Raw genomic sequence first — 24,551 nt, forward strand, 5'->3', positions numbered from 1 at the left:
AATGCAACTTTAAATGCCGAGTTGTCCGCCGGTTCGCCCTTTCATCGCGGCATGAATACCGGCCATGATCGATAAGGCAATTTCCTCGGGCGTCTCGGCGCCGATGTCCAAGCCGACCGGGCCGAAGACCTTAGCGGCAATCTTCGGTGCATCCGCGCCTAAACTATCGAGGAGTCTATCTCTGCGATGAACAGGGCCAAGCAAACCAATGAAAGGGATTCGGCTAGACGCTATGACTCTTAAATAGCGTTCATCATATTCGATACTGTGAGTCATCAACACGAGCGCATCGAATCGATCCAACGACAAACGCTCCTGCAAGTCCTCGGGCATTAAATGCAACAAGGCATCGACTGCGGGAAATCGTTCGGGCTTGACATAGCCCGGCCGATGATCGACGATCGTAACACGCCAACCGAGCGCTTTGGCGAACTGCACGACCGGAAGCGTATCGACACCGGCTCCCAACACCAGCAGTTGAGCTGGCGGCCGGATTAAGTCGAAAAACAATTTAACGGTATGGCGATCGATCTCGCAAGTTTTTAAACAAGCTTTGTGCTGCATCCAAGTTTGTTTGGCCCACTCGACGACCGATTCGGGAGTATTGCCCTGTTGGCTAAGACCGTCTAATTCGGATTCAGTCAAAAAATAACTATCGCCGATTGAATAATCGGGATGGTCCGATTCATAAATAGTCGCCAAAATGCCTGCCGTGTGGCTTTCGGATGCATCGACAATTCGGTTCAGCGGATGAAAATCACTGTTGGCTTTCAATAATTGCAACAATACCCTTACTGCCCCATTGCAGCCTAAACCCAGGCCCCAAACCGCATCGTCGGGAGAACGCATATCGTAGAATAGCGTTTTGGGATTTTCGGTTTCGAAAACCGTATGCGCCTGTTCTATCAAGTCTCTTTCAAAGCAGCCGCCGCCCAACAGACCGCTCGACTCGCCATTGCCGGCTATCAGCATTCTGGCACCGGCTTTTTGATAAGTTGAACCAAAAGTTTCGATGATCGTCGCCAAAACAACATTTTCCGTGTTATTCCGTAATCGCCAATAAGCGTCGATCAAATGATGGGTATTACGGGTCATGACAACGATCCCGAGCGACTATGCCGCGCCATCGGCGCAATGCTTGCAGATGCCGTGAATTTCAAGCGTTTTACGTCGCGCGGTAAATCCTGCTTGCTTCAATTCATTCGCCAAACTGTCCATGACCGGTGTCGCCGGTCTTTCTTCGATCTGACGGCAACCTTCGCAAATCAACAACAATAAATCGTGCTTGCCTTCAACATGATTGCAGCCGATAAATGCATTCATGCTTTCGACGCGGTGAATTAATTTCTGTTCGATCAAAAAATCCAGCGCGCGATAAACGGTCGCCGGTTTTGCCGAATCGTTGAACGGCTTGATCCGGTCCAATAAATCATAAGCCTTGACAGCCTCGTGGCTATCCCAAATCAACTCAAGAACCTTATGACGTATCGGCGTCAATTGCGCGCCTCTCTCCAAACATAGCTTTTCCGCTTTTTTTAAGGCTTCCTGCTTACAGGTTTTATGATCATGGTTAAAGGTTTCGGCACAGGCCTGTTTTGAATCGCCGGTTTGAGACATTAATTAACTCCGATTTTTTGCGGGAATTATACAGTATCAATCCAGTCTTTGCGGCACCGGAGTTATATTCATCGCAGATCAAAATTCGGCGCCGGGGTGCCCGTCAAAGGACGCCGTGAACCCAGCACCTAAATTATTCAAGACAATTAATCCTAGCCAATGGGCTATGGAATTTAGGTGCTGGGTGAATACGTCCATGTAGGCTCTATGCCAGCTCCATGCTGGCAAAGCCTTTGTGAACGCCATGAATGGCGTGAATGTCGATTTTGCAGGAGCGAAAATCGACCGGACACCCCGGTGGCTCCTTAGTCACCTGCCGAATTTTGAAGTACGAAAGGTATAGAACAAGCTTTAACGATAGTGTCGATATGAACTATAGTAGTTCCAAAATGCCTCCATCCCTTAGATTGACGCATAATATAGAAATCTAACGCCAATACGAGAAACATCCATGTTTGAAATTGCCGAACTGGGTCATACCCTAAAAAAATCAGAATACAACGAACAAATTCCGGAACTCAGAACCCAATTGTTGCTGCTTCAACAACAGCTCGGCACTTGCGATTTCCCTGTCATTATTCTTATCTCCGGAGTGGACGGCGGCGGCAAGGGTCAAGTCATTAATCTACTGAACGAATGGCTGGATGCGCGCTACATGGAAACATTCGCCTTCGACGAACCCAGCGATGAGGAAAAAGAGCGTCCTAAATATTGGCGCTATTGGCGTTCTCTGCCGCCTAAGGGAAGAATAGGCATCTATGTCGGTTCTTGGTATAGCGACCCGATATCGCACAGAGTTTACGGAGACATCGACGATAGTCAATTATCGGTGGAGCTAAAGCACATCAACGAAATGGAACAATTACTAATAAACGACGGCGCATTAATCATAAAATGTTGGCTGCATTTGAAAAAAGAAACGCAGAAAAAACGTCTCAAGGAACTTGAAAAAGATCCGGAAACCAGTTGGCAAGTCACCGAACGCGATAAAAAACATTTGAAACTGTATGACGAGTTCGTAGAAATCGCCGAAAATGTATTAACGACAACCAGCACAGGAATCTCGCCTTGGCTAGTTGTCGAAGGAACCGATATTCGTTACAGCAGCTTGACAGTCGGGCAGCATGTTTTGCATAGAATTCGTCAACATATCGAAAGCCGCAATGGAAAATCGGAAAACATAAACGGCCTATCCTTCGTCAATATTAACCAGCAAAGCTTACTCGACACGTTGGACTTATCGCTCGAACTCGACAAAAAAGACTACAACGATCAATTACTACACTATCAAGGTAAATTGAATAAATTGGTCAGAATGGCACGAGAACAAAAGCGTTCCACAATACTGGTATTCGAAGGTTGGGACGCCGCCGGTAAGGGCGGAGCGATACGGCGCATTACATCGGCAATCGACGCGAGAAGCTACCGAGTCATTCAAACCGCAGCGCCAACCGACGAGGAAGCCGCGCATCATTATCTATGGCGATTCTGGCGGCATATCCCTAGAGCCGGCAAGGTCACCATTTACGACAGAAGCTGGTACGGCCGCGTCTTGGTCGAACGCGTGGAAGGCTTTGCCCAAGAAAAGGAATGGATGCGCAGTTACTCGGAGATTGTCAATTTCGAGGAAGCATTGATCGAACATGGCATTCTATTGTTGAAGTTTTGGCTGCACATCGATAAAGACGAGCAACTAGAGCGTTTCAAAGCTCGCGAGCAAATCAGTTACAAAAAACATAAAATCACCGAGGACGATTACCGTAACCGGGAAAAATGGGATGACTATAAAATCGCGGTCAACGAAATGATTGCACGAACAAGCACCCGCACCGTTCCTTGGCTAATGATAGAAGCGAACGACAAACGCTATGCGCGCATCAAAATCTTGAAAACCGTTTGCGAGAAACTGGAAGCGATGCTGGAACCTGAGAAATAATCGTTTCTGCACGAAGCGCCTCAATGATGCCTGTGTGCGCCTCATAACTTAAAGCTGACCGGCTTTTATCGGCCATTTCGAGAACAGGCAATATTTTGATGCGGACCTCTATCTTTCCGAGTTTCAGCATTTTGAATAAATGCGGAATAAAATCGTCGTCGCCGATAAATGGCGCTAAGGATTTAGCTTGACCTTCATAACGGAGCGCTACCGGCTGAATTGCCGTATGGGTCAATAAGGCCGGCTGCAGCAGCGATGGATGAAACGGTAAAACGGTTGAGCCATCCGAAGTTGTACCTTCCGGAAACACGAATACCTTGCTGTTTTGTATCAACAACCAGCTCATTTGCTCGGTCGTGGCATGAATCGCCTGCTTATCTCCTCGCCGGACGAATATTGTCCCGGCTTTTTTCGACAAATAACCGATGACGGGCCAATCGAGAATATCGTTTTTGGCGACAAAATATCCCGGCAAATGCTGCCCCAATGCGATGATATCGAGCCAAGAAACATGATTACTGACAACCAACGCCGGTCCATCGACCGCCTGTCCTTCGATAAGGACTTCGAGGTTTACAATCCGTCTGAAGGTTTTGAGCCAAGCCTGCTTGATCCGGTTGATTCTTTCCCGAGCTTGAATCGGGCGACAAGACCTATTAATAACCGGAAACAGACCCAGAACGATCACGAAACCGGATAAGAACAGTAGTACAATCAGTTTTATTTTATAAAGCAGGCGAAGCGTGGCTATCATTGATTAAGTAATCGGGTTTTAAATAATGTTTCGAATAGCGGTCTTCCAGTTGCGCCAACGGCAACAGGATAAACAAATCCATGACGTTGAAATCTTCGTCCCAAAACGGGCGGCCGCAAATTTGTACACCAAAGCGTAAATACGCTTTCAACAAAGGCGGAATCCCCGACTCGTCGCGTTCGCATCGTAAATGTTCAGGCACTTCGATTAAGGGCACTACCGACAACGCGTCCGAAGCCTTGTTTTTTGAATCGATCGATCGATAAACCGCATCGACCGCATAACCGCTCGGCCCGGGCGAAATACTCGCGCACCCGATCAAATAATGGTAATCGCCCAACTGCGCATAATTTACTAACTCCGACCAGAGCGTGGTTAATACCGTACTGCCCCGGTATTTCGGGTCCACGCAGGTACGGCCTATTTCGAGAAAGCGCCCAGGTAAAGCCAGCACTCGGTCCAGATTAAATTCTTTTTGCGAATAAAAATATCCCAATTTGCGGGCTTGTTCTTGATTTAGTAAGCGTGTATAGCCTACAATTTTTTCATTAGTCGTATCGACTACGACCAAATGATCGCAAAAATGGTCGATTTCGTCATAATCTAAGCCTTCTTTGTCAGTTTTGAGTCTCGCCCCCATTTCCTTGGCGAAAACCTGATATCGCAGACGCTGCGCATGTTCGATCAAAACCTGATCGTGTGTGACAAAACAATCCAGTCGGCGTGTAGGACTAACTCTTATCTGTGTGTCGATTAATTTCATAATGTTGGCTGCAAATGCTTTACTTATCGATAAGATAAATAAGAAATATTTCAATTTCGCGTCGTTTCTATGAAAAATTGGTGACAGAAGTAAATCTTTCGCTCATGTTAGGACCAAACATGAGCTTCACGGATTAGGCTGATAGATCCTGACTAAAATCAAAATGCTTGCAGCTTGTTCAGACAGGCATCGCGCCATAAACTATTGATACTTTTCACACATATTTAAGGTAGCTCGGTAAATCGCTCGACAAAATAAGGCCGACGTGTCGCCGAACCCCTTGCGAAATTTGAAGAAGTTATTTCCTGTTCGTTCCTAAGGCGCCCTATCCTAAAAAAATCAGTTGGAGCGCTTGGAATCTGTTCTTGCTGAGCCCTTCGGCTGCGTTCAGGATAGCTTTGTCGAAGCAAGAGCGATCTCCAATCGACTCCATTGGCTGAATATTCTAAATCCGATCACCCTTTCGACCAGGCTCAGGGCAATCGGGATTTAGAATGTCCAATTGCTTTTTTAGCTTTATTCAACACTTAAATTCTATTGGTCATTACTATCCTTTAGCACTTTACTTTGGCTAAATAGTCTAGCGAATTAACTACGCACCATAGGCCCGAAATGCATTGCACTTATTTGTTAAATCCACGTTATTTTGAAACTATCAACTCAGCCGTTAGATACTTTGCAACCTTTTTCTGAAAATTATGGCAACCAATAAAGTTTACGACTCAAGGGCGCAAGGGTGGTCGACTAGAAAAAAAGTCGTCTTCATTATCGGCCTGTTCGGACTTATTTCGGTATCCCTGGTCGGCATGATTTACTGGAACGGCAATGTCTTTGAGGGAGTTCGTTCTTATGTGAGAGGCGAAGGACTCTGGGCCAAAGCGCAAAAAGATGCGGTTTTTTACTTAACTCAATATTCCTACAGTCATGACGAGGCGGATTACCTAGCTTATTTGGAAGCTCTCGAAATCATCAGCGGCGATAGCAAAGCTCGAACGGCTTTATTTCAATTGCCACCCGACAAGCAAGCAGCGAGGGAAGGCTTTCTTCAAGGGCAAAATCATCCGGAAGACATCGATGCGATGATCCATTTTTTTTTAAAATTTCACCGCATTTCCTACATGCGTGAAGCGATCGATATATGGCAGTCTGCCGATAAACAAATCGATGCATTGACACGAATCGGCGAACAAATACGAGATGAAGGTATCGGCTCGCGTCGCGATAGCGAAAAACTCGCCGAATTAAGGCTGCGCATGCGGCAGCTCAATGACGAGCTTCATGAACTGGAAAACCTATTTTCGTTAAAACTAAGCGAAGGCGCCAGATGGGTTAAACTCATGGCATGGCAAATTAGCTTGCTGATATTAATTATCTTTGTCGGTATTGGGCTCTTGGTCAGCCGGCAAATTATCAAGAGTATCGAAAAGTCCGAACAACAACTGGCTCTCAGTGAATCGCGTTTTCGAAGCCTGAAGGAGTCCAATACCATCGGTATTATTTCATGGCGCCTCGATGGTATGATCGACGAAGCAAACGACCTATTTTTGAACATGTTAGGTTTTGTCCAAGCCGATATTGAAAAAGCTGCTGTCAATTGGCGAGATATTACTCCAACTGAGTTTCATACCAAGGATCAACAGGCTATCGACGAGCTTTTAATGCAGGGCCGATGCGAGCCTTATGAGAAAGTGCTGATCCATAAACAAGGATATTGGGTACCCGTATATATCGGCGCGGCATTGCTTAGCGGTAACCGTGAACAAGGTATCGCTTATGTAATGGACCTAAGCGAACGTAAGAAAGCTGAACAACAATTGAAACTTGCGGCTACGGTTTTTGACTTCAGTAGCGAAGGGATTATGATCACCGATTCATCGGTTCGCATCGTATCGGTCAATCAAACACTATGCAAAATGACCGGCTACGATCAAAAGGAATTATTGGGTAAGCCGCCTTCGATCTTGCAATCGGGTTATATCTCGACCGAACAATACCAATATATGTGGGATGCTCTAAACCAAGACGGTCATTGGCAAGGCGATATTGTCGATCGCACCAAAAATGGCGCATTATTACCGATGCGAATCAGCATTAGCCAAGTTAAAGACGGTGCCAATCAAATCACACATTATGTGGCAATACTGTCGGATATTTCGGAACGCAAGGCCGAAGAAGAGCATCTCCGTCATATTGCTCATCATGACCCATTGACCGGTCTGCCCAATCGAATTTTGTTTAACGACCGGATAGAAAGAGCCATAAAGAAAGCCGCGAGAAACAATACCAAGCTGGCTGTTTTGTTTCTGGATTTAGACAAATTCAAACCGGTTAACGATTTGTTCGGTCACAAGACCGGAGATCGCCTATTGCAGAGCGTGGCTCACCGGATCGCACGGAGTGTTCGAGAAACGGACACCGTCACCCGATTAGGTGGCGACGAATTCGCAATATTACTCGAGGATGTGACCGATTTGGAAATGGTCGATAAAATTCTTAAACATACGGTCGATGTCATCAGCGAAACCTATCTTATAGATGACCGTATGATCGACATTGGCGTCAGCGCCGGAATGAGCATTTATCCCAACGATGGCACCGACATTAAAACACTACTGGACCGCGCCGATAAAGCCATGTACGAAAATAAAAAAACGGCAACGGCAGCTAATATCAACCGTTGATATACCCACCGTAGATTTATCAAACAGCACCGTTTCCAGGTATACGATGACCTCTGTTTAGCAAGTTTACCGATATTTGTGTATAACGGCGAGAGCCGGAGCTTGGGAAAGAGCGTAAAAATTGAGCTTAGAGTTCGGTCATAAATAACCTCCCTATTTTTAATGCAAGGTAAGCATGAAAAAGCCGCCGTCTAGCGCCTTGGCACCTCTTCAGGCGTTACCGAATTTTGATATACGATGAGTTTAATTCAATGTATCCGCAATTATGCCGCACTACACCTTAGCCCAAACGGATCTTATAATCATTCTGGTTTATTTCTGTATCGTACTGGCAATCGGTATCAAGGTAGGAACAGAAGCCAAAGGCACGGAAGATTATTTTCTAGCCGGACGATCGATGACCTGGCCTTTCGTCGGCATTTCATTGTTTGCGTCCAATATTTCCAGCACCACTTTGGTGGGATTGTCCGGAGATGCTTATGCAACCGGTATTTCGGTCTTCAACTATGAATGGATGGCTGCGATCGTCTTGGTGTTTTACGCGGTTTTCTTTTTGCCGATGGTGCTACAGTCAAAAGTTTACACGATGCCCGAGTTTTTACAGAGACGCTACGACGCTCGCTCGCGTTATTTTTTTTCGGGCTTAACTTTAGTGGGTAATATTCTTATCGATACCGCCGGTGCACTCTATGCCGGCGGTATTTTGCTAAAAATGATTTTCCCTGACATTCCTCTGTGGCAATCTATTTTAGTCTTGGCTTTATTGGCCGGAGCTTATACCGTAGCGGGCGGTTTAAAAGCGGTTATCTATACCGATGCAATACAAACAATACTAATTCTAATCGGCGCTATTATCGTTTCAATTCTTGCTTATCGAAAAATCGATGGATGGGAAGCAGTGACCGCCGTTACGCCGGAAAACATGCTCAGCTTGATACAATCAGCCGATGACACTACTTTACCTTGGACAGGGTTGGTTTTGGGAGTGCCTATTCTCGGTTTTTATTTTTGGTGTACCAATCAATTCATGGCGCAAAGAATTCTTAGCGCAAAAAATATACAGCATGGTCGCTATGGGACATTGCTGGCTGCTTTATTGAAGTTACCCGTTTTGTTCATCATGGTATTGCCGGGCAGCATGTCTCGTGTGCTTTATCCTGACCTACCGAACCCCGATCAGGTATATCCGACTTTGTTGTTCGACTTATTGCCTTCCGGACTCTTAGGGCTTGTAGTTGCAGGGACTCTCGCCGCACTGATGTCCAGTATAGACTCTACGCTCAACTCGGCATCCACCCTGGTAACCATGGACTTTATTCGCCAAATTCGTCCCCAATGGTCCGACCGAACCCTAATGTGGGCCGGGCGGCTAACTGCATTTATCTTCATGGTTTTAGCGGCTGCTTGGGCGCCTTATATTGAAAATTTCAGCTCATTATTCCAATATTTGCAAAACATATTAGCCTATATCGCACCGCCCGTCGTCGCAGTCTTCATCTTGGGCATTTTCTGGCGCGGAGCAACGGCAACTGCGGCGTTTTATACTTTTATTGTCAGCCTGGGCATCTCGTTTTATTTAATAATTAGTCCAATCGATATGCATTTTCTTCATGTCGCTTTCATGCTCTTTGTCATCTGTCTGATTATCATGTTCATAATCAGTAGGCTGACGGAAAAGCCAAATTTGCAGGATATCGCGCCTTATCTTTGGAAGATTCGCAGGCTACAAGAAGAATCGGTTGAATTGGAGCTTCTGCCGTGGTATCAAAATTACCGGATACTCGCCGCTCTGTTATTAGTATTGACTATCGCTTTGGTTATCGTGTGGCGGTAAATTATGTTTTCGGCCTTTATACCTTTCGCACGTCAAATTTCGGCAGTGTCTTAGGAGGCGCCGGGGTGCTCGGCAATAGCCAATGGTTATGGAATTTAGGTGCTGAGCCTTTGACGGGCACCCCGGTACCGAATTTTGATATACGATGAGTATACTCAAAAAATAGCTAACTTTATGAGGGTATGGGGTGTGGCTAGCGAGGATGTCGGCAGCAGGGCAGATTTTTGCTCCATGCAAAATCCGCATTCACGCCATCCCTGGCGTTCGATTGCTGCCGTCAAGCCCCCATGGATGGGTTCATCCAGCCCCTAAATTCCAAACGATTTAGTTGCTGGATCGAATTTCGATAATTTAGGGGCTGGATCCTCGATAGACACATCCCATACCTTTTATTTTTCGACGGTTTTTCGATCAAAAGGGAGTATAACAAAGCTATTTTATTAAACGCTTGCACGAAAGTAAGCACTAGACGCTAGACTGCGCCAGGAACCGGCAGTAATGCATGCGACTAAAACTCGGCCTGACCGGATAAAAGTTTTTTCTGATGTCGTCTGATCCGCCGCATGACTCCTCGCGCAGTAAGTGCGAGTGGACTATCCGTCGCGACATCTGCTTCGCTCATAGCTTCCATGGTCCAAGTATTGCAGTTGTTAAAAATATGATAGGAACCGGTTGCGCTGTAAAAACGGCTATAAGCATACAAGCCTCGCCCTAAATTGATTAAATCGCCCTGCCCGTCTCTTACGAAAGACTGATTGATAAAACCCAACATTGCGACCACCTGGTTTTTTGACAATAAGATGCGTTCGATGTCACTGCGCCGAAAATAATGCTCCGGATGGTGCCGAAGCCCAGCGACATGCATGACTGACTCGGTCGGAAAAAACAACGCCTTTATAGCCAACCACAAAGAAAACGACTCGGCCTGATAAAAAGCGCGATCGCCCCAACCAAACTCGATAAAACCGATTTCAGTTAAATCGAACGCCAGTCCGGAAATACTCTCCGCCGCCGTTCTAGCATCGACCACGATACCGGTATGTAATCCGTGATCGACGACATGAATAATCATTTGTTCGGTGCCGTTTGCATAAAGCGCCGATGGCGAAGATCCGCAGCCGCTGCATAAAAAGCAGGCCATCCAAAAAACGATCGGTCTGATAAGCATCTCGGCACACTCGTCGATTCAACAAGGCAAGGCAATCAAATCAAATTCATCAATGCTTTGTTCAAGGTTAAATAAGGCATCAAGCTGCTTGTCGTACTTCTCGAAACTTCTTGAAAAACTCGTTGATAACGGATGAGCTTCTGCTTGTTAGCAGAGTCTGCGAAATAAGCTTTGCAATCGTACGCATCCGAGGCCAAAAGAGATTGCACGAGCCTTCCATGCGTTTGTTTGATTTCAGCCTTGAGATTGTTAAAAACTTTGCGCTCCCAATGATTTTGCACCGTTATAGCCGACAGCTGCTCCAACAACTTGTCCAAGTCCAAAAATTTGGCAACTTCGACAAACGTCTTACGTACTGTACTGAAAGCATACCCGGATTCAGTAGAGAGTACTGCAATTTGCGGAAAATCGTTCAGTGCATTGATGAATGCGATACGCTTTGCCAGTTTGACGGGTACACCGTTAGCCGCTTCATTCTCGGAATCGGACGGAATAAATTCATTGGCGAAAGCAGTTAAACAAGAGCGATAATTTTCCAACGTAATAGGATCAGGACGCACAACCAGTTCGTTCATCAATACCCATTGGCTGAATTCGGCCAAGACATTTTCCAGTTGTAATAGCAGACCGTACTGCTGTTCGGCAGGAATGAGATTATCCAAACTAAAAATTTCTCGGCGAAAATCGGCAGCTTCCAGTACTTGATCGAAAGTCAAATAAACGGTAATGCTGTCGATGATACTGCCGCCATTGTCATTATGCCAATTCAAAAAACCGCACCCTGCTTGATTGATAACCGTATTACTGATTACGGTCGCCTTAATTGCCGGCGCGAGAGGATGATTGGCTAAATGCTCGGCAAAGTTCTGCCGTATCGGGTCTGGAAAGTAGCTTTGCAAATAAATATCGTAATCGGAAGCCGATATTAATTCGCTTCTATCCATGATGTCTTGTGTCAGTTGGATCTTACAGGCGGCCATCAGCACGGCAAATTCAGGCCGTGTAATGATTTGACCGGATCTCCCCATCACTTCTTTGTAAGATGGAAAAGACTCGATGGCACGGTCGAGCACGCCGGCACTTTCCAATCGTTCTGAAAGCAACAAGTACTGTTCGGCATTCCCTTTTACACGTAATTGTTCGAGCGACAAGCATAGACTTTGTTTGTAATTATTGGTCAATACTGCCGCGCATACTTCGTCGGTCAAGGATTCGAAAGTTTCCCGATAATCCTTCAAGCCTTGTTTTTTCTGAAGCCCGGTCAATAATATTTTGAGGTTGACCTCATGATCGGAACAATCGACCCCACCCGAATTATGAACCGCATCGGTATCGATACGCCCTCCACCAAGCGCGAACTCAATTCTGGCCTTTTGAGTGAAACCGAGATTAGCGCCTTCGCCGACAACCGCCGCACGCAATTGCAGCGCATCGACACGTACATCGTCGTTGCTTCGGTCGCCTACATCTTCATGTTTTTCGTTAGTTGCTTTCACATAGGTACCGATACCGCCAAACCATAGTAACTCAACCGGCGCAGTCAATAATAAGCGAATCAAGGTCGAGCCATCTAAGCTTTTATAACGAATACCCAACCATTTGCGCAATTGCGGAGATACTGCAATATCCTTCGCATGTCGCGAATAAATTCCACCTCCCTCGGAAATGAGACTTCGGTCATAATCGTCCCAGCTCGACCCCGGCAATTCAAACAAACGCTTACGCTCTAAATACGATTTTTCGAGATCGGCCGGGGCGGGATCGATAAAGATATGACGACCGCTAATTGCGGCAAGCAAGTGCGTGCTATGCGATAACAACATGCCGTTTCCGAATACGTCGCCGTCCATGCTGCCGATGCCGACAACTGTAAAAGGCTCGCTTTGTATATCCTTACCGAGTTCGCGAAAATGCCGTTTAACGCATTCCCAAGCCCCACGGGCGGTAATTCCTAATGCTTTGTGGTTATAGCCGTTTGAGCCGCCGCTCGCAAAGGCATCGCCAAGCCAAAAATGATATTGAGCTGAAACCGAATTCGCCAAATCCGAAAACTGAGCCGTTCCTTTGTCGGCGGCGACGACCAAATAAGGATCATGATCGTCATAGCTCACAATACCGGGTAAAGGCACAACTTGATCTTCGACATAATTGTCGGTCAAATCTAGTAAGCCCTGAACCAGCTTGACATAAGCCTTGCGGCCCGCTTCTCTAAAGCCGGGGTCGGCAACCGGTGCCTTGACGATAAACCCGCCCTTTGCGCCTTTCGGAATAATCAGCGCGTTCTTGCTCATCTGAGTTTGCATCAGATCTAAAACTTCGGTTCTGAAATCGTCGGGCCGGTCCGACCAACGAATGCCGCCGCGAGAGATTTTACCCCCCCGCAAATGTATCCCTTCCATATCGACGGCATGCACATATATTTCATTTTGAGGCTTTGGAGGGGGCATGTCGATGATGCCGAGGCTGTTGATTTTGAATGCGATAAAAAAATCGTCCCGCTTTTGCCTAACATGAAAATTACAACGCATCGTTGCATCAATTAAATTAAACAGCGTACGCAAAATTTTGTCGTGATTGATATCGGTAACGCCGCTAAGATTTTCTAGCAATTTAAGACGTAACGGAAACAACAACTGTTCCTCGCGTTGCATCGGCTCCCCTAAATTAGGGTCGGGCCTGAAACGGGCCTCGAAATACTCAAACAAGGCGAAGGCGGTACTAGAATTAGCGAGTAATGCCTGGTTGAAGCTACTAGTCGTCGTCGGGTAGCCCAATTGCAGATAATAATTGCGATATGCACGCAGCACATCGATCTGCTGCCAAGTCATACCAGCCAATACGAGTAAGCTATTCAACTCGTCGTTTTCAGCTTTTCCGTTAAATACCGCACCGATACCGGATAATAAGCGAGATTTTAACTCGGTAAAACTGTCATGCTGAGACTTCGCGGCGGAAATCGTAAAGCTTTTAATAAAAACCGGGCGACCGGACACTGACAATGGGAATTGAACCTGATCCAAAACTCGCAAATTAAAATTTTCGAGAATTGGAATATATTCGTCTAAATAGCGTTCTTGCCGACTGCAAAAATGCAAACGATAATGCCGAATCTTGCCGCACGGTCTCAACAAACCAATCGTCATCGGCTCGTCATCCAACAACGATTCGATTAAGCCAATGTCCTTGATGGCATGGCGCGGAGGCATCAACGCTTGATATCCGGGCGGAAAAACCGTACGGTATTTCTGCCATAATTTACAGGCTTTGTATTTACCGTAGGCGCGCTCCAGAGTTCGACACAACGACGTAGACCAGGGCCTGATCTGTTTATTGAGGTCCCTATCTAATTGATCGACATCGATTGTTATTGTTTCGGCCGTTGGTCTCAGCAAAAAATGCAGCCCTAAATAAGGACCGCTAAGCATAATTTTCCGGACTAATTCAGCGCTACTATCGAGATTTGACGACAAGCGTCCTAACAATACGGATTCAATTTCTTCGCTATACAAATGAATCGGGACAATAATTAGCGCGGACATCGATTCCAACCCGAAGCCGCCGAGCACCACTAACTTGATGCCTTCCGGACGATATAGGTAACGCCTGAGCGATTGAATCAATAAATCGAGTTGCGGAATCTCGAGCAAAAATAAATCGACTTTCGGAAACAAATTGAATATCTCTTTAAGCTGCAGATATTCATAACTGTTTTCAGGGGTTTTATGATGCGCTAATGTTTGTTCGATTTTACGTTGTAAAAACGGGATATTACTGCATGCCCCCCCCATTTCGGTCTCATCGAAAACCCCGAAAAAACCGTATTCGCAAAAACCGCCTCCGTCCGGCAACGAATGTTTGAACCCTATGTAAATTAAGGGTTGGTCGTGAATCAATGGGCTTCGTACCGGTAAGTATTGGATGATCAAAGGATAATCGCGCGCCAAAACAGCCTGCATCACTCGAATGAAGTCCGATATGGCTGTAGGGTTATTGTCGCGACAAAACTCTGAACCCAAGGGTTTAAGCGAAGTGGTCGTGTCTTGATCGTCGACCGACAATCGATGGCTCTTAAAAGGGATAAAAGCCTTTTGCTCGAGCCAATCGATCAAAGCGCTAAATTGAGAAAACTCGGAAATATCATTGAGGCCAAGCAAGCTTTCTTTCAAGGCTATGCGGTCTCGATCAAGGGCTTCGGCCCATTCGATAATTGCCGTTATCCTTTCGAAAAATGCATCTTTGATACCTGAATCAACCGCTTCAAGACGCAACACGATCAACAGTTGCTTGGTTCCGGATAAACCATTACTTTCTAACCCGGTTATCATTTCCCCCTGACGCTTAACAGTCAAAACGGGATGTGCCAATAATTGAAACGGAAGCTGTTGATCGCTTTGTAAGGCCAATAAAGAATCGACGACATGCGTTAAATTACGACAGACAATCACGATAAATTGTTGAGGATCGTTCGGTATCCTTAGTTCTTCGACGATATGCGTTTCGATATCGTCAGTAAAGAGCTCAAATATCCTGGCAATCAGCGATGAGGATATATGAGGCGGCAGTGAAACAAAATAGCTGTCCGGAAACAACAGCATTTCCGCCAATTTAATTAAAAACCGCCGGTTTTGATTGTCGCCGTGTCCTTCTAGAATATGTTGTACCGCCTTTAATTTCCGGCGCTGACGCGATGCCTTTAGAGCAAGATTACCGGCTCTCAGATATACTTTCACGAACTACTCCTTGAGTTTCTGTTAATAAACGTCACGGCTAAGAATTGCGCACGAAATAAGTTTATCAACCTAAATTCGGCAGTTTAACCATGAAGCACATGAAGTTCATGAAGAATTTCAAGAAATTACCTAAATATTCTCGCTAACCTTTTTGATGAGAGAAAATCCTATACAAACGAATACAAATTGTTAAATAAACTTCTTATTCTTCATGATCTTCATGGTGAAATGCTTTTTCTAGGATGAATATTTAGTGATAAAGATTGAGTATTTAGCAAGGAGAGCTCATCAAACAAAAGTTTGATCCCCAATTTGGGACATTAATTATCGTAGGCTTTTTTTAATTTCTAAAACGTTGACTTCTTCCATTCGCGTATAAGTGACCGAGTCCATCAGTGTCTTAATAAAATAAATACCCATTCCGTTTTCCTTCGGATTATCGAAATCCGGAATCGGCACTGACTCGATATCAAAGCCTTGTCCATGATCGAAAACTTTAATATCGAGTTCATCTTCCTGTATGTGAATCGTAATTCTTACACAGTCCTTCGGCCCTTTATAATTAGAATGCTTAATTGCGTTTGTTGTTGCTTCGGTTAACACAAGGTTCAATTGATAAGCCAACGCATCTCGATCACCGGAATAATGATCCAGCTCTCTACCGATCCGCTCCCCGATGCTGCCGATCAAATCCAGGTATTTGGTTTGTGTCGGAATAACTACATCAACCTGAATATCCGCACTTTGCATAAAAGCCTCTAAGATTCACTGGTGGTCGCTTCGTCCAAATTATTATAAATTTCGAATACCCGGTTCAGCCGGGTTAATTCAAACATAGACAACACTTGCGGCTGTAGGTTCGACAAAGCTAATTTACCTGATTTTGCAGTCGCATGTTTAAAGCCTGCCAGCAACGCACCAAGCCCCGAACTATCAATAAACTTGACCTGTTGTAACTGCACGACGATATTAGGTTCGCCTTCTTCTATCATATCGATAATAAATGCTTTTAAATCACTCGAATTGTGAGCATCGATCCTCTCTTCATTGATGTGAAGGACATTGAAACCGTCTAATTGTTGCTGCGTTAAATTCATATATTTTATATTCATTAATCAAAAGTAGTCGAAAATAGCCGATTGTAGTAGTTATACTCATCGTATATCAAAATTCTGCATCGGGGCAGCAATTCTCAGTTTAAGAAATTTTGCCGTATTCAGGGTGCGGGGCCTGTCAAGCGCGAGTGACCGCCCCTTCAACAAAGCGCATAGTTCTACTCTCTTTATACTCAAAAAATGGCTAACTTTATGAATTCAAGCTTTTATTCTTAGACGGTTTTTCGATCAAAAGGGAGTAGGAAGTTTACCCATCGTAGATCAAAATTCGGCACAGGGGGCCCGCCAAAGGACGCCGTGAACCCAGCACCTAAATTACTAAGGCTATTAACCATGGCCAATGGGCTATGGAATTTAGGTGCTGGGTGAGTACGTCCATGTAGGCTCTATGCCAGCATCCATGCTGGCAAAGCCTTTGCCAGGCAGCCCGGTGCCTCCTTAGGCACTGCCGAAATTTGAAGTGCGAAAGGTATATATATGACGACATCGTAATCTGAAGCACTTTGCAAATCAAGAAACTCAATTCACTTCGGCAATCACATTGAACAAGAATATCGACACGATTCCTTTTAAACAAGCACTTTGGTATTGGTTTAAACTCGGCTTCATCAGTTTCGGCGGCCCGGCCGGCCAAATCAGCATGATGCATCAAGAGTTGGTTGAAAAAAGAAAATGGATCTCCGAACAACGCTTTTTACATGCATTGAATTATTGTATGGTTCTACCCGGCCCGGAAGCCCAACAATTAGCTACATACATCGGATGGTTGATGCATGGTGTAAGCGGCGGTATTGCCGCCGGCGTTTTGTTCGTACTACCTTCGCTGTTTATTTTAATCGCTCTGACTTGGAGCTATTTAGTATTCAACGATGTTCCCGCCGTATCAGGCATACTCTACGGTATTAAACCGGCTGTCACCGCCATTATCGTTTTCGCCGCCTATCGAATCGGTTCCAGAACGTTAAGCAACCGTTATCTTAAACTAATTGCAGCACTTTCCTTCTTCGCCATTTTCGCATTGAATATTCCGTTTCCCTTGATCGTGCTTGGTGCAGGCGTCCTAGGTTGGCTCGGCGCGCATTGTTTTCCGAATCAATTTCATATATCCGAACACCCTGCGAACTCTATAAATTCTTTTGGACCTGCCATTATTGACGACCATACGTCCATGCCTGGCCACGCTAAGTTTACTTGGTCAAAAATCTATAAAACCGGTTTGACCGGTTTCGGGATTTGGGCAAGCCTGATTTTAGTATTGCTGATCAACTTCGGTCGACACAATTTATTAACACAGATGGCTTGGTTTTTTACCAAAGCTGCTCTATTAACCTTTGGCGGAGCTTATGCCGTATTGCCTTATGTTTATCAAGGAGGAGTCGGGCACTTTTATTGGTTGACCGGCACGCAAATGATGGATGGTTTGGCATTGGGCGAAACGACTCCCGGACCGTTGATTATGATCGTTGCGTTCGTCGGCTTCGTCGGCGGTTGGAATCATCCGGTGTTTGAGACTAACAGTTTAGTTTGGTCCGGCATCGCCGCGGCAAGCATCGCAACGTTATTCACTTTTTTACCGTCGTTTTTATTTATATTGATCGGCGGACCTTTAGTCGAAGCCACTCGCGACGACCTAAAAATGACTGCACCGCTCAAAGGTATTACTGCCGCCGTGGTTGGAGTAATTTTAAATCTGGCGGTATTTTTTGCTTGGCATGTTCTTTGGCCGCTAAACTTCAATGGCCCTTTCGATGTATTTTCCGCATTGACCGGCACAGTCGCTTTCGTATTGCTGTTTAAATTTAAACGTGGCATGGTAACAGTGATCGGCTTAAGCGCGATACTGGGATTGCTTTATTCGTTGCTCATCACGAACTGAGCACACGCACCGATTTCCAATATCTATCGGAGCAGTATTGATTATCTAAACTGGAAATCGCGACTCCTTTGATCGTCGAGACATGCAAGAATCTTCTTTGCTCGATATAGATGCCGACATGATGCTGTTGGGGACCCGTATTAAAAAATACCAAATCTCCGGTTCTCAATTGCTGCTGCGGTATAGGCTTCCCAGTCTGCGCTTGGCGGTCGGATGTTCTAGGCAAATGAACACCTAACTTTTTCGCGAAAGTCAGATAAACGAAACCGGAGCAATCGATACCGGATTTCGAAAGCCCGCCACATTGATAAGGAATCGACGCCCATTCGCGGTAATGGCCATAGAGCGTTTGCTTTAATGCCGCTTCGGAATTAGGCATAGTAGTTATTGAGGATGTTTTTTTCTGGCCTCCCGAACAAGCATTTAACAGCGCGAGCGCAAAAACTATACCTTTCGCACTTCAAATTTCGGCAGTGCCTGAGGAGGCGCCGGGGTGCTCGGCAAAGGCTTTGCCAGCATGGAGCTGGCATAGAGCCTACAGGGACGTATTCACGGCGTCCTTTGACTGGCACCCCGGTGCCGAATTTTGATCTACGATGGGTATAAAACAATAATTTTTAAATCACTAGTTAAGAAGCGCAAGCGCGTTGCAAACAGGATGGGGGTAGACTCAACACTCGTGTCATCAGCCGCCATTTGAGCTGATCGATTGGCCGCTCGACGGGCAGCTTCCCACTCGAGTAGCTTCGACTAGCGAACGTGTAATCGGTGGAATGAAGGCTACCTTTGTGCGATTACGCCATGCTAATCGCACCTACCGCCCTAGATCGGCAAGCCATGAAAAAAGCCTCCTAACTTAACGATTGAGGCGACAATTATTTTGACAATTACCGGAATTGGGTTAAACAGCAATGTAGCATAAAATATCGTGTCTGCCCCCTGTTTCTTGCAATTTCGAACAAGTCCGTTAACCCCCTTTCGGCCCCGCAAACCACCAGATTATCAGACCGACAACTGGCAGCAGTAATATCAAAATCACCCATAAAACTTGCGATCCAGTTGAAGCACCACTTTTTACAATGCTAATAATGGCCCAGATATCCAGGACAAGCACTACAAGACCCAGAAAACCGCCGACTTCAATATCCATAAGTCCCCCTAACAGGCTTGTGTTTAATGAATAAACTATTTTGTCTCATCAGCTTCGAACTTTACGCTTTAAAAATGGGTGAGTTCTGTACGGTAACGCACATTGCTCAGCTTGCAACAAATTGGAGCATACCCGCCACCCGGCATGGGGTCTTGAATTTTGCAAATACGTTCTTGCATAAAAACGAGACTTGATGCAAATTGCAAGACCTGACCCTATTCACTTCTGTCTAATTTAATTGAATCTCAAATTAGAACAACCGCTGAAAATCTTGGAAACGGAGCGTTTTGGCGCAGTAACCCTAAACCAACGCGCAAACTCCAGTTAATCACCGAAGTAAAATGTGGCGTCCACGGTAATTCAAGCGATGTTTGTGAATGAAATAATTCAAGAATGCGCGGAACGCTACGAAAAGAAACCACCGCATCAAGCACGATAAGCACGCATAAAAGTCGCGTTTGCTGAGCTTGTGTTATGTCAATAACCGTTGAAGTATTCGCGGGTACAACAGCAATATCCTGGGTTGCTAGGGTTGACTGATGCTCGAAGGTAATGTTTTTTTTGCTTCGACAAGCTGTTTTAACTGGCAATTATTCCGTTTCAGTTCCGCTATTTTTTTCAAATGACGTTTTTGTGTTTTTCTAAGCTCACGAAGCTCAGCTGCGCGCTCAGTCGCTTTGTTTTTCCATTCATCGCGGCTGTTTAGTAGTTTTGACATTTGAAGCATAGTATTTGGGGGATGGGTTAAAATAAGACCTATTTATACCGCATACAGCGATAATTTTAAATCCACAAGCTGAGGAAATAAAATCACTGTAAAGTGAACAATTATAAGCCATTCAGGTGTACTTCTTTTAGCTAAGTCATTGATTAGTCGCTTTATGAGCAAAATAAAAGCGGCTTAAGCTGTCGTTTTGGTCAAACGATTGCATCCAGAATGATTTTAAGTTATTGAATATTAATAAGGTATGTGATTTGATGCATGCGTTTCGACAGCCTAGGCCTAACCCCGCAGGTGCAACCTCCGCTCACTCTCAATCAACCCCGACTCGCTCGTTCAATTTTTCTTGATTGCCGGGAAGCTAGAGCTTCCTGAACAGGTTACCCAAGCTGGAGCTCTCATCGTTATACATAAATTGTAAGGTACGCTGCGCGTACCAAAGCCGTGCCCTGGCGGTTCGGTTGGCACATGAACATCGCGGGGTTACCATGGTACGCACAGCGTACCCTACGCGGATCACCTAGCGTTAGATGAGGAAGATCCGAGAGTGTTAAGTGACAATATAATGGTATCGAGGTCTCATTGGTTAAGATTACAAAAGGGTAATTTTTGACTTATGTATAACGATGAGAGCTCCAGCTTGGGTAACAGCATATCAATCGATAATAAACATTAGCCGCGATAACGCCCTCTCTTCCATAACTTTTTCAATCCGCCGGTATCAACTGCCCCAATAATTCCTCGATGAATTCCAGCTTTTCTTCCGTAGCGTTGAACGGCATGATGAAACGCAATTTGTCCGCGCCGTCGAATTTGTAGACTTGCGCCTGGGTTTGTATCAATTCGATCAGACTGGCCGCGTCGATCTTCGGTTCGTGCGAGAACACGATGCGGCCGCCGCCGGCGTTCGCTTCGATTTTCTTGATGCCGAGTTTTTCGGCTTGCTGTTTCAATTCGGCAACGCTGAACAATGTCTTGACCGGTTCCGGCAGCAGACCGAAGCGATCGATCATTTCGATTTGCAGGGCTCTCAGGTCTTCGTGCGTATCGGCGCTGGCGATGCGTTTGTACAGCACCAGCCGGGCGTGGATGTCGGGCAGATAATCTTCGGGGATCAACGCCGGCGACTGCAAATCGACTTCGGGACCGGCTTCCATCGGCGCGTCGAGTTCGGGCTGGCGGCCCGATTTCAATGCATTGACCGCGCGTTCGAGCAAATCGGTGTAGAGCGTGAAGCCGATTTCCTGGATTTGCCCGCTTTGTTCGTCGCCTAGCAATTCGCCGGCGCCGCGGATTTCCATGTCGTGCGACGACAGCATGAAGCCCGCGCCGAGGTCGCCCGACGCTTCGAGCGCTTCGAGCCGTTTCAACGCGTCCTTGGTCATGACCGTTTTCGGCGGAATCACGAAATAGGCATAGGCCCGATGATGCGAGCGCCCTACCCGGCCGCGCAATTGATGCAATTGCGCGAGACCGAGCTTGTCGGCGCGATTGATCACGATCGTATTCGCGCTGGGTATGTCGATGCCGCTTTCGATGATCGTCGTGCTGAGCAATAAGTTGAAGCGCTGGTGATAGAAATCGAGCATGATTTTTTCCAGTTCGCGCTCGGGCATCTGGCCGTGCGCGATTTCGATGCGCGCCTCGGGCACCAGGTTTTCGAGCTGGCGCGCCATTTTCTCCATCGTTTTGACGTCGTTATGCAGAAAGAACACTTGACCGCCGCGCTTGATTTCGCGCTGACAGGCCTCTTTGATTTGCGAGTCGATCCATTCGCTGATGAAGGTCTTGATCGCGTGGCGGTTCGGCGGCGGGCTCGCGATGATCGAGATTTCGCGCAGACCCGACATCGCCATGTTCAAGGTTCTCGGAATCGGCGTCGCGGTCAGCGTCAGCATGTCGATCTCGTTGCGCAACTTCTTGAAATGCTCCTTTTGGCGCACGCCGAAACGGTGTTCCTCGTCGATGACGACCAGGCCGAGTTCGCGGTATTTGATCTCGTTCGACAACAGTTTATGCGTACCGATCACGATATCGACCTTGCCCTGCTCCAGGTCTTCGAGAATCGCTTTTTGCTGCTTCGGCGTGACAAAACGCGACATCACTTCGATGCGCACCGGCCAGTCGGCGAAGCGATCGCGGAAATTCTGATAATGCTGCTGCGCCAACAGCGTGGTCGGCACCAGAACCGCGACTTGCTTGCCGCTTTGCACCGCTATGAAGGCCGCGCGCATCGATACCTCGGTCTTGCCGAAGCCGACGTCGCCGCAGATCACGCGGTCCATCGGCTGCGGGCTGGCCATGTCTTCGAGAATCGCTTCGATCGCGGTTTGCTGATCCGGCGTTTCCTCGAACGGAAAAGCGGCCGCAAAGGCTTGGTATTCGGTGTTGTCGACATTGAAGGCATGGCCTTTTTTCATCGCGCGTTTGGCGTGGATGTCGAGCAATTCGGCCGCGACGTCGCGAATGCGTTCCATCGCCTTTTTCTTTGCCTTACTCCACTGGTCGCCGCCGAGCCTGTGCAGCGGCGCGTCTTCGGGGCTGATGCCGGTATAGCGACCGATCAGGTTCAGCGACGAGACCGGCACGTAGAGTTTGTCGTTGTTCGCGTATTCGAGCATCAGGAATTCTGCGGTCATGCCACCGAGTTCGAGGGTTTGCAGTCCCATATAGCGTCCGACGCCGTGCTCGACATGCACGACCGGCGAGCCGATCGTCAATTCGTTCAGATTATTGACGATGTTTTCGAGTTCTTTCGCGGCCGATTTGCGGCGACGGCGGCGCTGTTGGACTTTTTCGCCGCTCAACTGGCTCTCGGTAATCACGGCGATCGCCGGACTATCCAGCCACAAGCCTTGATCCATCGGCGCGACGACCATGCACGGCGACTGTTCGGATTGCAGAAACGCGTGCCAATGTTCGACTTGTTGGGTCTTAATGCCGAATTTGCTCAATTTACCGATCAAGTCTTCGCGGTGCCCGGCCGTTTCGGCGACGAACAGTACCTTGCCCGGAAACTCGTCGAGAAACTGTTGCAACGCCCGCGCCGGCTCCTTCAACTTCGCGTCGATCGTTACCTCGGGCAGCGGCTTGCAGCGAAAATCAATCTCGCTAATTCCACCGAGCTGGGTTTGGCTCAACGTAATACGAGTAAACTTATCGGTACGCTCGCGCATTTCTCCCGGCGACAGGAACAAGGTTTCGGGTTCGAGCAGCGGCCGCTCCACATCATATTTACGTTGTTCGTAACGCTCTTTTGCCTCGCTGTAGAAAGACTCGGTGCTTTGCGCAAAATTGTCGGCCGTAACCAACACCGCAGAATCGGGCAGATAATCGAATAGCGCTGCGGTGCTTTCAACGAACAACGGCAAATAATATTCGATGCCGCCGAACGCGACGCCTTTGCTGACATCTAGATAAAGACTGTTCTTCTGCGAGGCATTCGGGAAACGGGTTCGAAAGGCTTGGCGGAAATGCTTGATCGCCTCGTCGGTGAACGGAAATTCGCGCGCCGGAAACAATTGTATGCGGTCAATTTTTTCAACCGAAAGCTGCGTCTCGGGATCGAAGGTGCGGATCGATTCGATGTCTTCGTCGAACAATTCGATACGGTACGGCACCTTGCTGCCCATCGGAAACAGATCTACGATGGCGCCACGCACCGCGAATTCGCCATGCTGATAGACCTGAGACACGCACTGATAGCCGACGCTTTCGAGTTTTGAGCGGTTCAGCTCCAGATTGAAGGTATCGCCGACGGAGATTGAAAAACTGTTGGCCAGAACATGATCTCGCGGCGCAAGCCTGTGCATCAGAGTCGAGACCGGTACGATCAGCGCGCCGCGTTGGACTTCGGGCAGCACCGCAAGCGTTTTCAGGCGTTCCGAGACGATGTCCGGCAGCGGCGAAAACACATCGTAAGGCAGGATTTCCCAGTCGGGAAAATGCAAAATGGGATGCTTATTTTGCAGAAAGAACGCCAGTTCATGCTCAAGACGCAATGCAGTTTGACTATCCGGCGTAATAATCACGAATAAGCGCTTTTCTTGTTGTATCGCCGATGCCAACGCAAGCGAATCGCCGCAACCGTTTAAACCTGTCCAAATTGAAATGGTATGCGGTTGTAATGAAATTTCGGTGGGGAAAATCAAATCTTGATGTTTAGACATGACTCGGCGTCAAAATTGAGAAATTTTAAAAGGGTAT

At 46.8% G+C, this 24,551-nt stretch carries 16 protein-coding genes; 4 read left to right on the top strand and 12 right to left on the bottom strand.

What is annotated here, in order from left to right; translation table 11 throughout:
* Window positions 1-9: 9 nt before the first annotated feature.
* Window positions 10-1,095, bottom strand: coding sequence for an XdhC family protein (locus tag MEALZ_RS10800; RefSeq protein WP_014148675.1), 1,086 nt, complete (start codon window positions 1,093-1,095; stop codon window positions 10-12).
* An 18-nt stretch (window positions 1,096-1,113) separates the two neighbouring features.
* Window positions 1,114-1,617, bottom strand: a complete 504-nt coding sequence (locus MEALZ_RS10805) for a transcriptional repressor (RefSeq protein WP_014148676.1) — start codon at window positions 1,615-1,617, stop codon at window positions 1,114-1,116.
* 451 nt (window positions 1,618-2,068) lie between these two features.
* Between MEALZ_RS10805 and pap the strand changes: the two genes are divergently transcribed.
* Window positions 2,069-3,553, top strand: a complete 1,485-nt coding sequence (gene pap, locus MEALZ_RS10810) for a polyphosphate:AMP phosphotransferase (RefSeq protein ID WP_014148677.1) — start codon at window positions 2,069-2,071, stop codon at window positions 3,551-3,553.
* Here pap and MEALZ_RS10815 read toward each other — a convergent pair.
* Together MEALZ_RS10815 and MEALZ_RS10820 are read right to left on the bottom strand one after the other, a co-directional pair.
* Window positions 3,495-4,307, bottom strand: coding sequence for a lysophospholipid acyltransferase family protein (locus MEALZ_RS10815; RefSeq protein ID WP_014148678.1), 813 nt, complete (start codon window positions 4,305-4,307; stop codon window positions 3,495-3,497). The two genes, pap and MEALZ_RS10815, sit on opposite strands and share 59 nt — an antisense overlap.
* The gene (locus MEALZ_RS10820) at window positions 4,279-5,070 is read right to left on the bottom strand and encodes a GNAT family N-acetyltransferase (protein WP_014148679.1); all 792 of its coding nucleotides are present in this window, start codon (window positions 5,068-5,070) and stop codon (window positions 4,279-4,281) included. The genes MEALZ_RS10815 and MEALZ_RS10820 overlap by 29 nt, the downstream gene beginning before the upstream one ends.
* A gap of 698 nt (window positions 5,071-5,768) precedes the next feature.
* On the opposite strand from MEALZ_RS10820, the gene MEALZ_RS10825 reads away from it, so the two are divergent.
* Together MEALZ_RS10825 and MEALZ_RS10830 are read left to right on the top strand one after the other, a co-directional pair.
* Window positions 5,769-7,751 carry a sensor domain-containing protein gene (locus MEALZ_RS10825; protein ID WP_014148680.1) on the top strand — a complete coding sequence of 661 codons (1,983 nt, stop codon included), beginning with the start codon at window positions 5,769-5,771 and terminating at the stop codon, window positions 7,749-7,751.
* 265 nt (window positions 7,752-8,016) lie between these two features.
* Complete coding sequence (locus MEALZ_RS10830) at window positions 8,017-9,585, top strand: sodium:solute symporter (RefSeq protein WP_014148681.1); 1,569 nt, start codon at window positions 8,017-8,019, stop codon at window positions 9,583-9,585.
* Between the two features lie 508 nt (window positions 9,586-10,093).
* Here MEALZ_RS10830 and MEALZ_RS10835 read toward each other — a convergent pair.
* The 4 genes from MEALZ_RS10835 to MEALZ_RS10850 form a co-directional block, all read right to left on the bottom strand.
* Window positions 10,094-10,753 (bottom strand): DUF2459 domain-containing protein, encoded by a 660-nt coding sequence (locus MEALZ_RS10835; RefSeq protein ID WP_014148682.1) that lies wholly within the window; start codon window positions 10,751-10,753, stop codon window positions 10,094-10,096.
* A 35-nt stretch (window positions 10,754-10,788) separates the two neighbouring features.
* A complete protein-coding gene (locus tag MEALZ_RS10840; protein WP_014148683.1) occupies window positions 10,789-15,483 on the bottom strand; it encodes an NAD-glutamate dehydrogenase domain-containing protein in 4,695 nt (1,564 codons plus the stop codon).
* Between the two features lie 324 nt (window positions 15,484-15,807).
* A complete protein-coding gene (locus tag MEALZ_RS10845) occupies window positions 15,808-16,233 on the bottom strand; it encodes an ATP-binding protein (protein WP_014148684.1) in 426 nt (141 codons plus the stop codon).
* Between the two features lie 8 nt (window positions 16,234-16,241).
* A complete protein-coding gene (locus tag MEALZ_RS10850) occupies window positions 16,242-16,580 on the bottom strand; it encodes an STAS domain-containing protein (RefSeq protein ID WP_046061538.1) in 339 nt (112 codons plus the stop codon).
* A 559-nt stretch (window positions 16,581-17,139) separates the two neighbouring features.
* Between MEALZ_RS10850 and chrA the strand changes: the two genes are divergently transcribed.
* Window positions 17,140-18,474: a chromate efflux transporter gene (gene chrA / locus MEALZ_RS10855; RefSeq protein WP_014148686.1), complete on the top strand. Its 1,335-nt coding sequence runs from the start codon at window positions 17,140-17,142 to the stop codon at window positions 18,472-18,474.
* Here chrA and MEALZ_RS10860 read toward each other — a convergent pair.
* The 4 genes from MEALZ_RS10860 to mfd form a co-directional block, all read right to left on the bottom strand.
* Window positions 18,464-18,853 (bottom strand): C40 family peptidase, encoded by a 390-nt coding sequence (locus MEALZ_RS10860; protein WP_014148687.1) that lies wholly within the window; start codon window positions 18,851-18,853, stop codon window positions 18,464-18,466. The two genes, chrA and MEALZ_RS10860, sit on opposite strands and share 11 nt — an antisense overlap.
* A gap of 588 nt (window positions 18,854-19,441) precedes the next feature.
* Entirely contained in the window at window positions 19,442-19,624 is a 183-nt protein-coding gene (locus tag MEALZ_RS10865; protein WP_014148688.1) for a PLDc N-terminal domain-containing protein, read from the bottom strand.
* 245 nt (window positions 19,625-19,869) lie between these two features.
* On the bottom strand, window positions 19,870-20,214 hold the full coding sequence (locus MEALZ_RS22920; protein WP_162531683.1) for a hypothetical protein: 345 nt from the start codon (window positions 20,212-20,214) through the stop codon (window positions 19,870-19,872).
* Window positions 20,215-21,052: 838 nt separating this feature from the next.
* Window positions 21,053-24,514: a transcription-repair coupling factor gene (mfd, locus tag MEALZ_RS10875; protein ID WP_014148689.1), complete on the bottom strand. Its 3,462-nt coding sequence runs from the start codon at window positions 24,512-24,514 to the stop codon at window positions 21,053-21,055.
* Between the last annotated feature and the right edge of the window lie 37 nt (window positions 24,515-24,551).

It is taken from the genome of Methylotuvimicrobium alcaliphilum 20Z (assembly GCF_000968535.2).
GTDB lineage: Bacteria > Pseudomonadota > Gammaproteobacteria > Methylococcales > Methylomonadaceae > Methylotuvimicrobium > Methylotuvimicrobium alcaliphilum.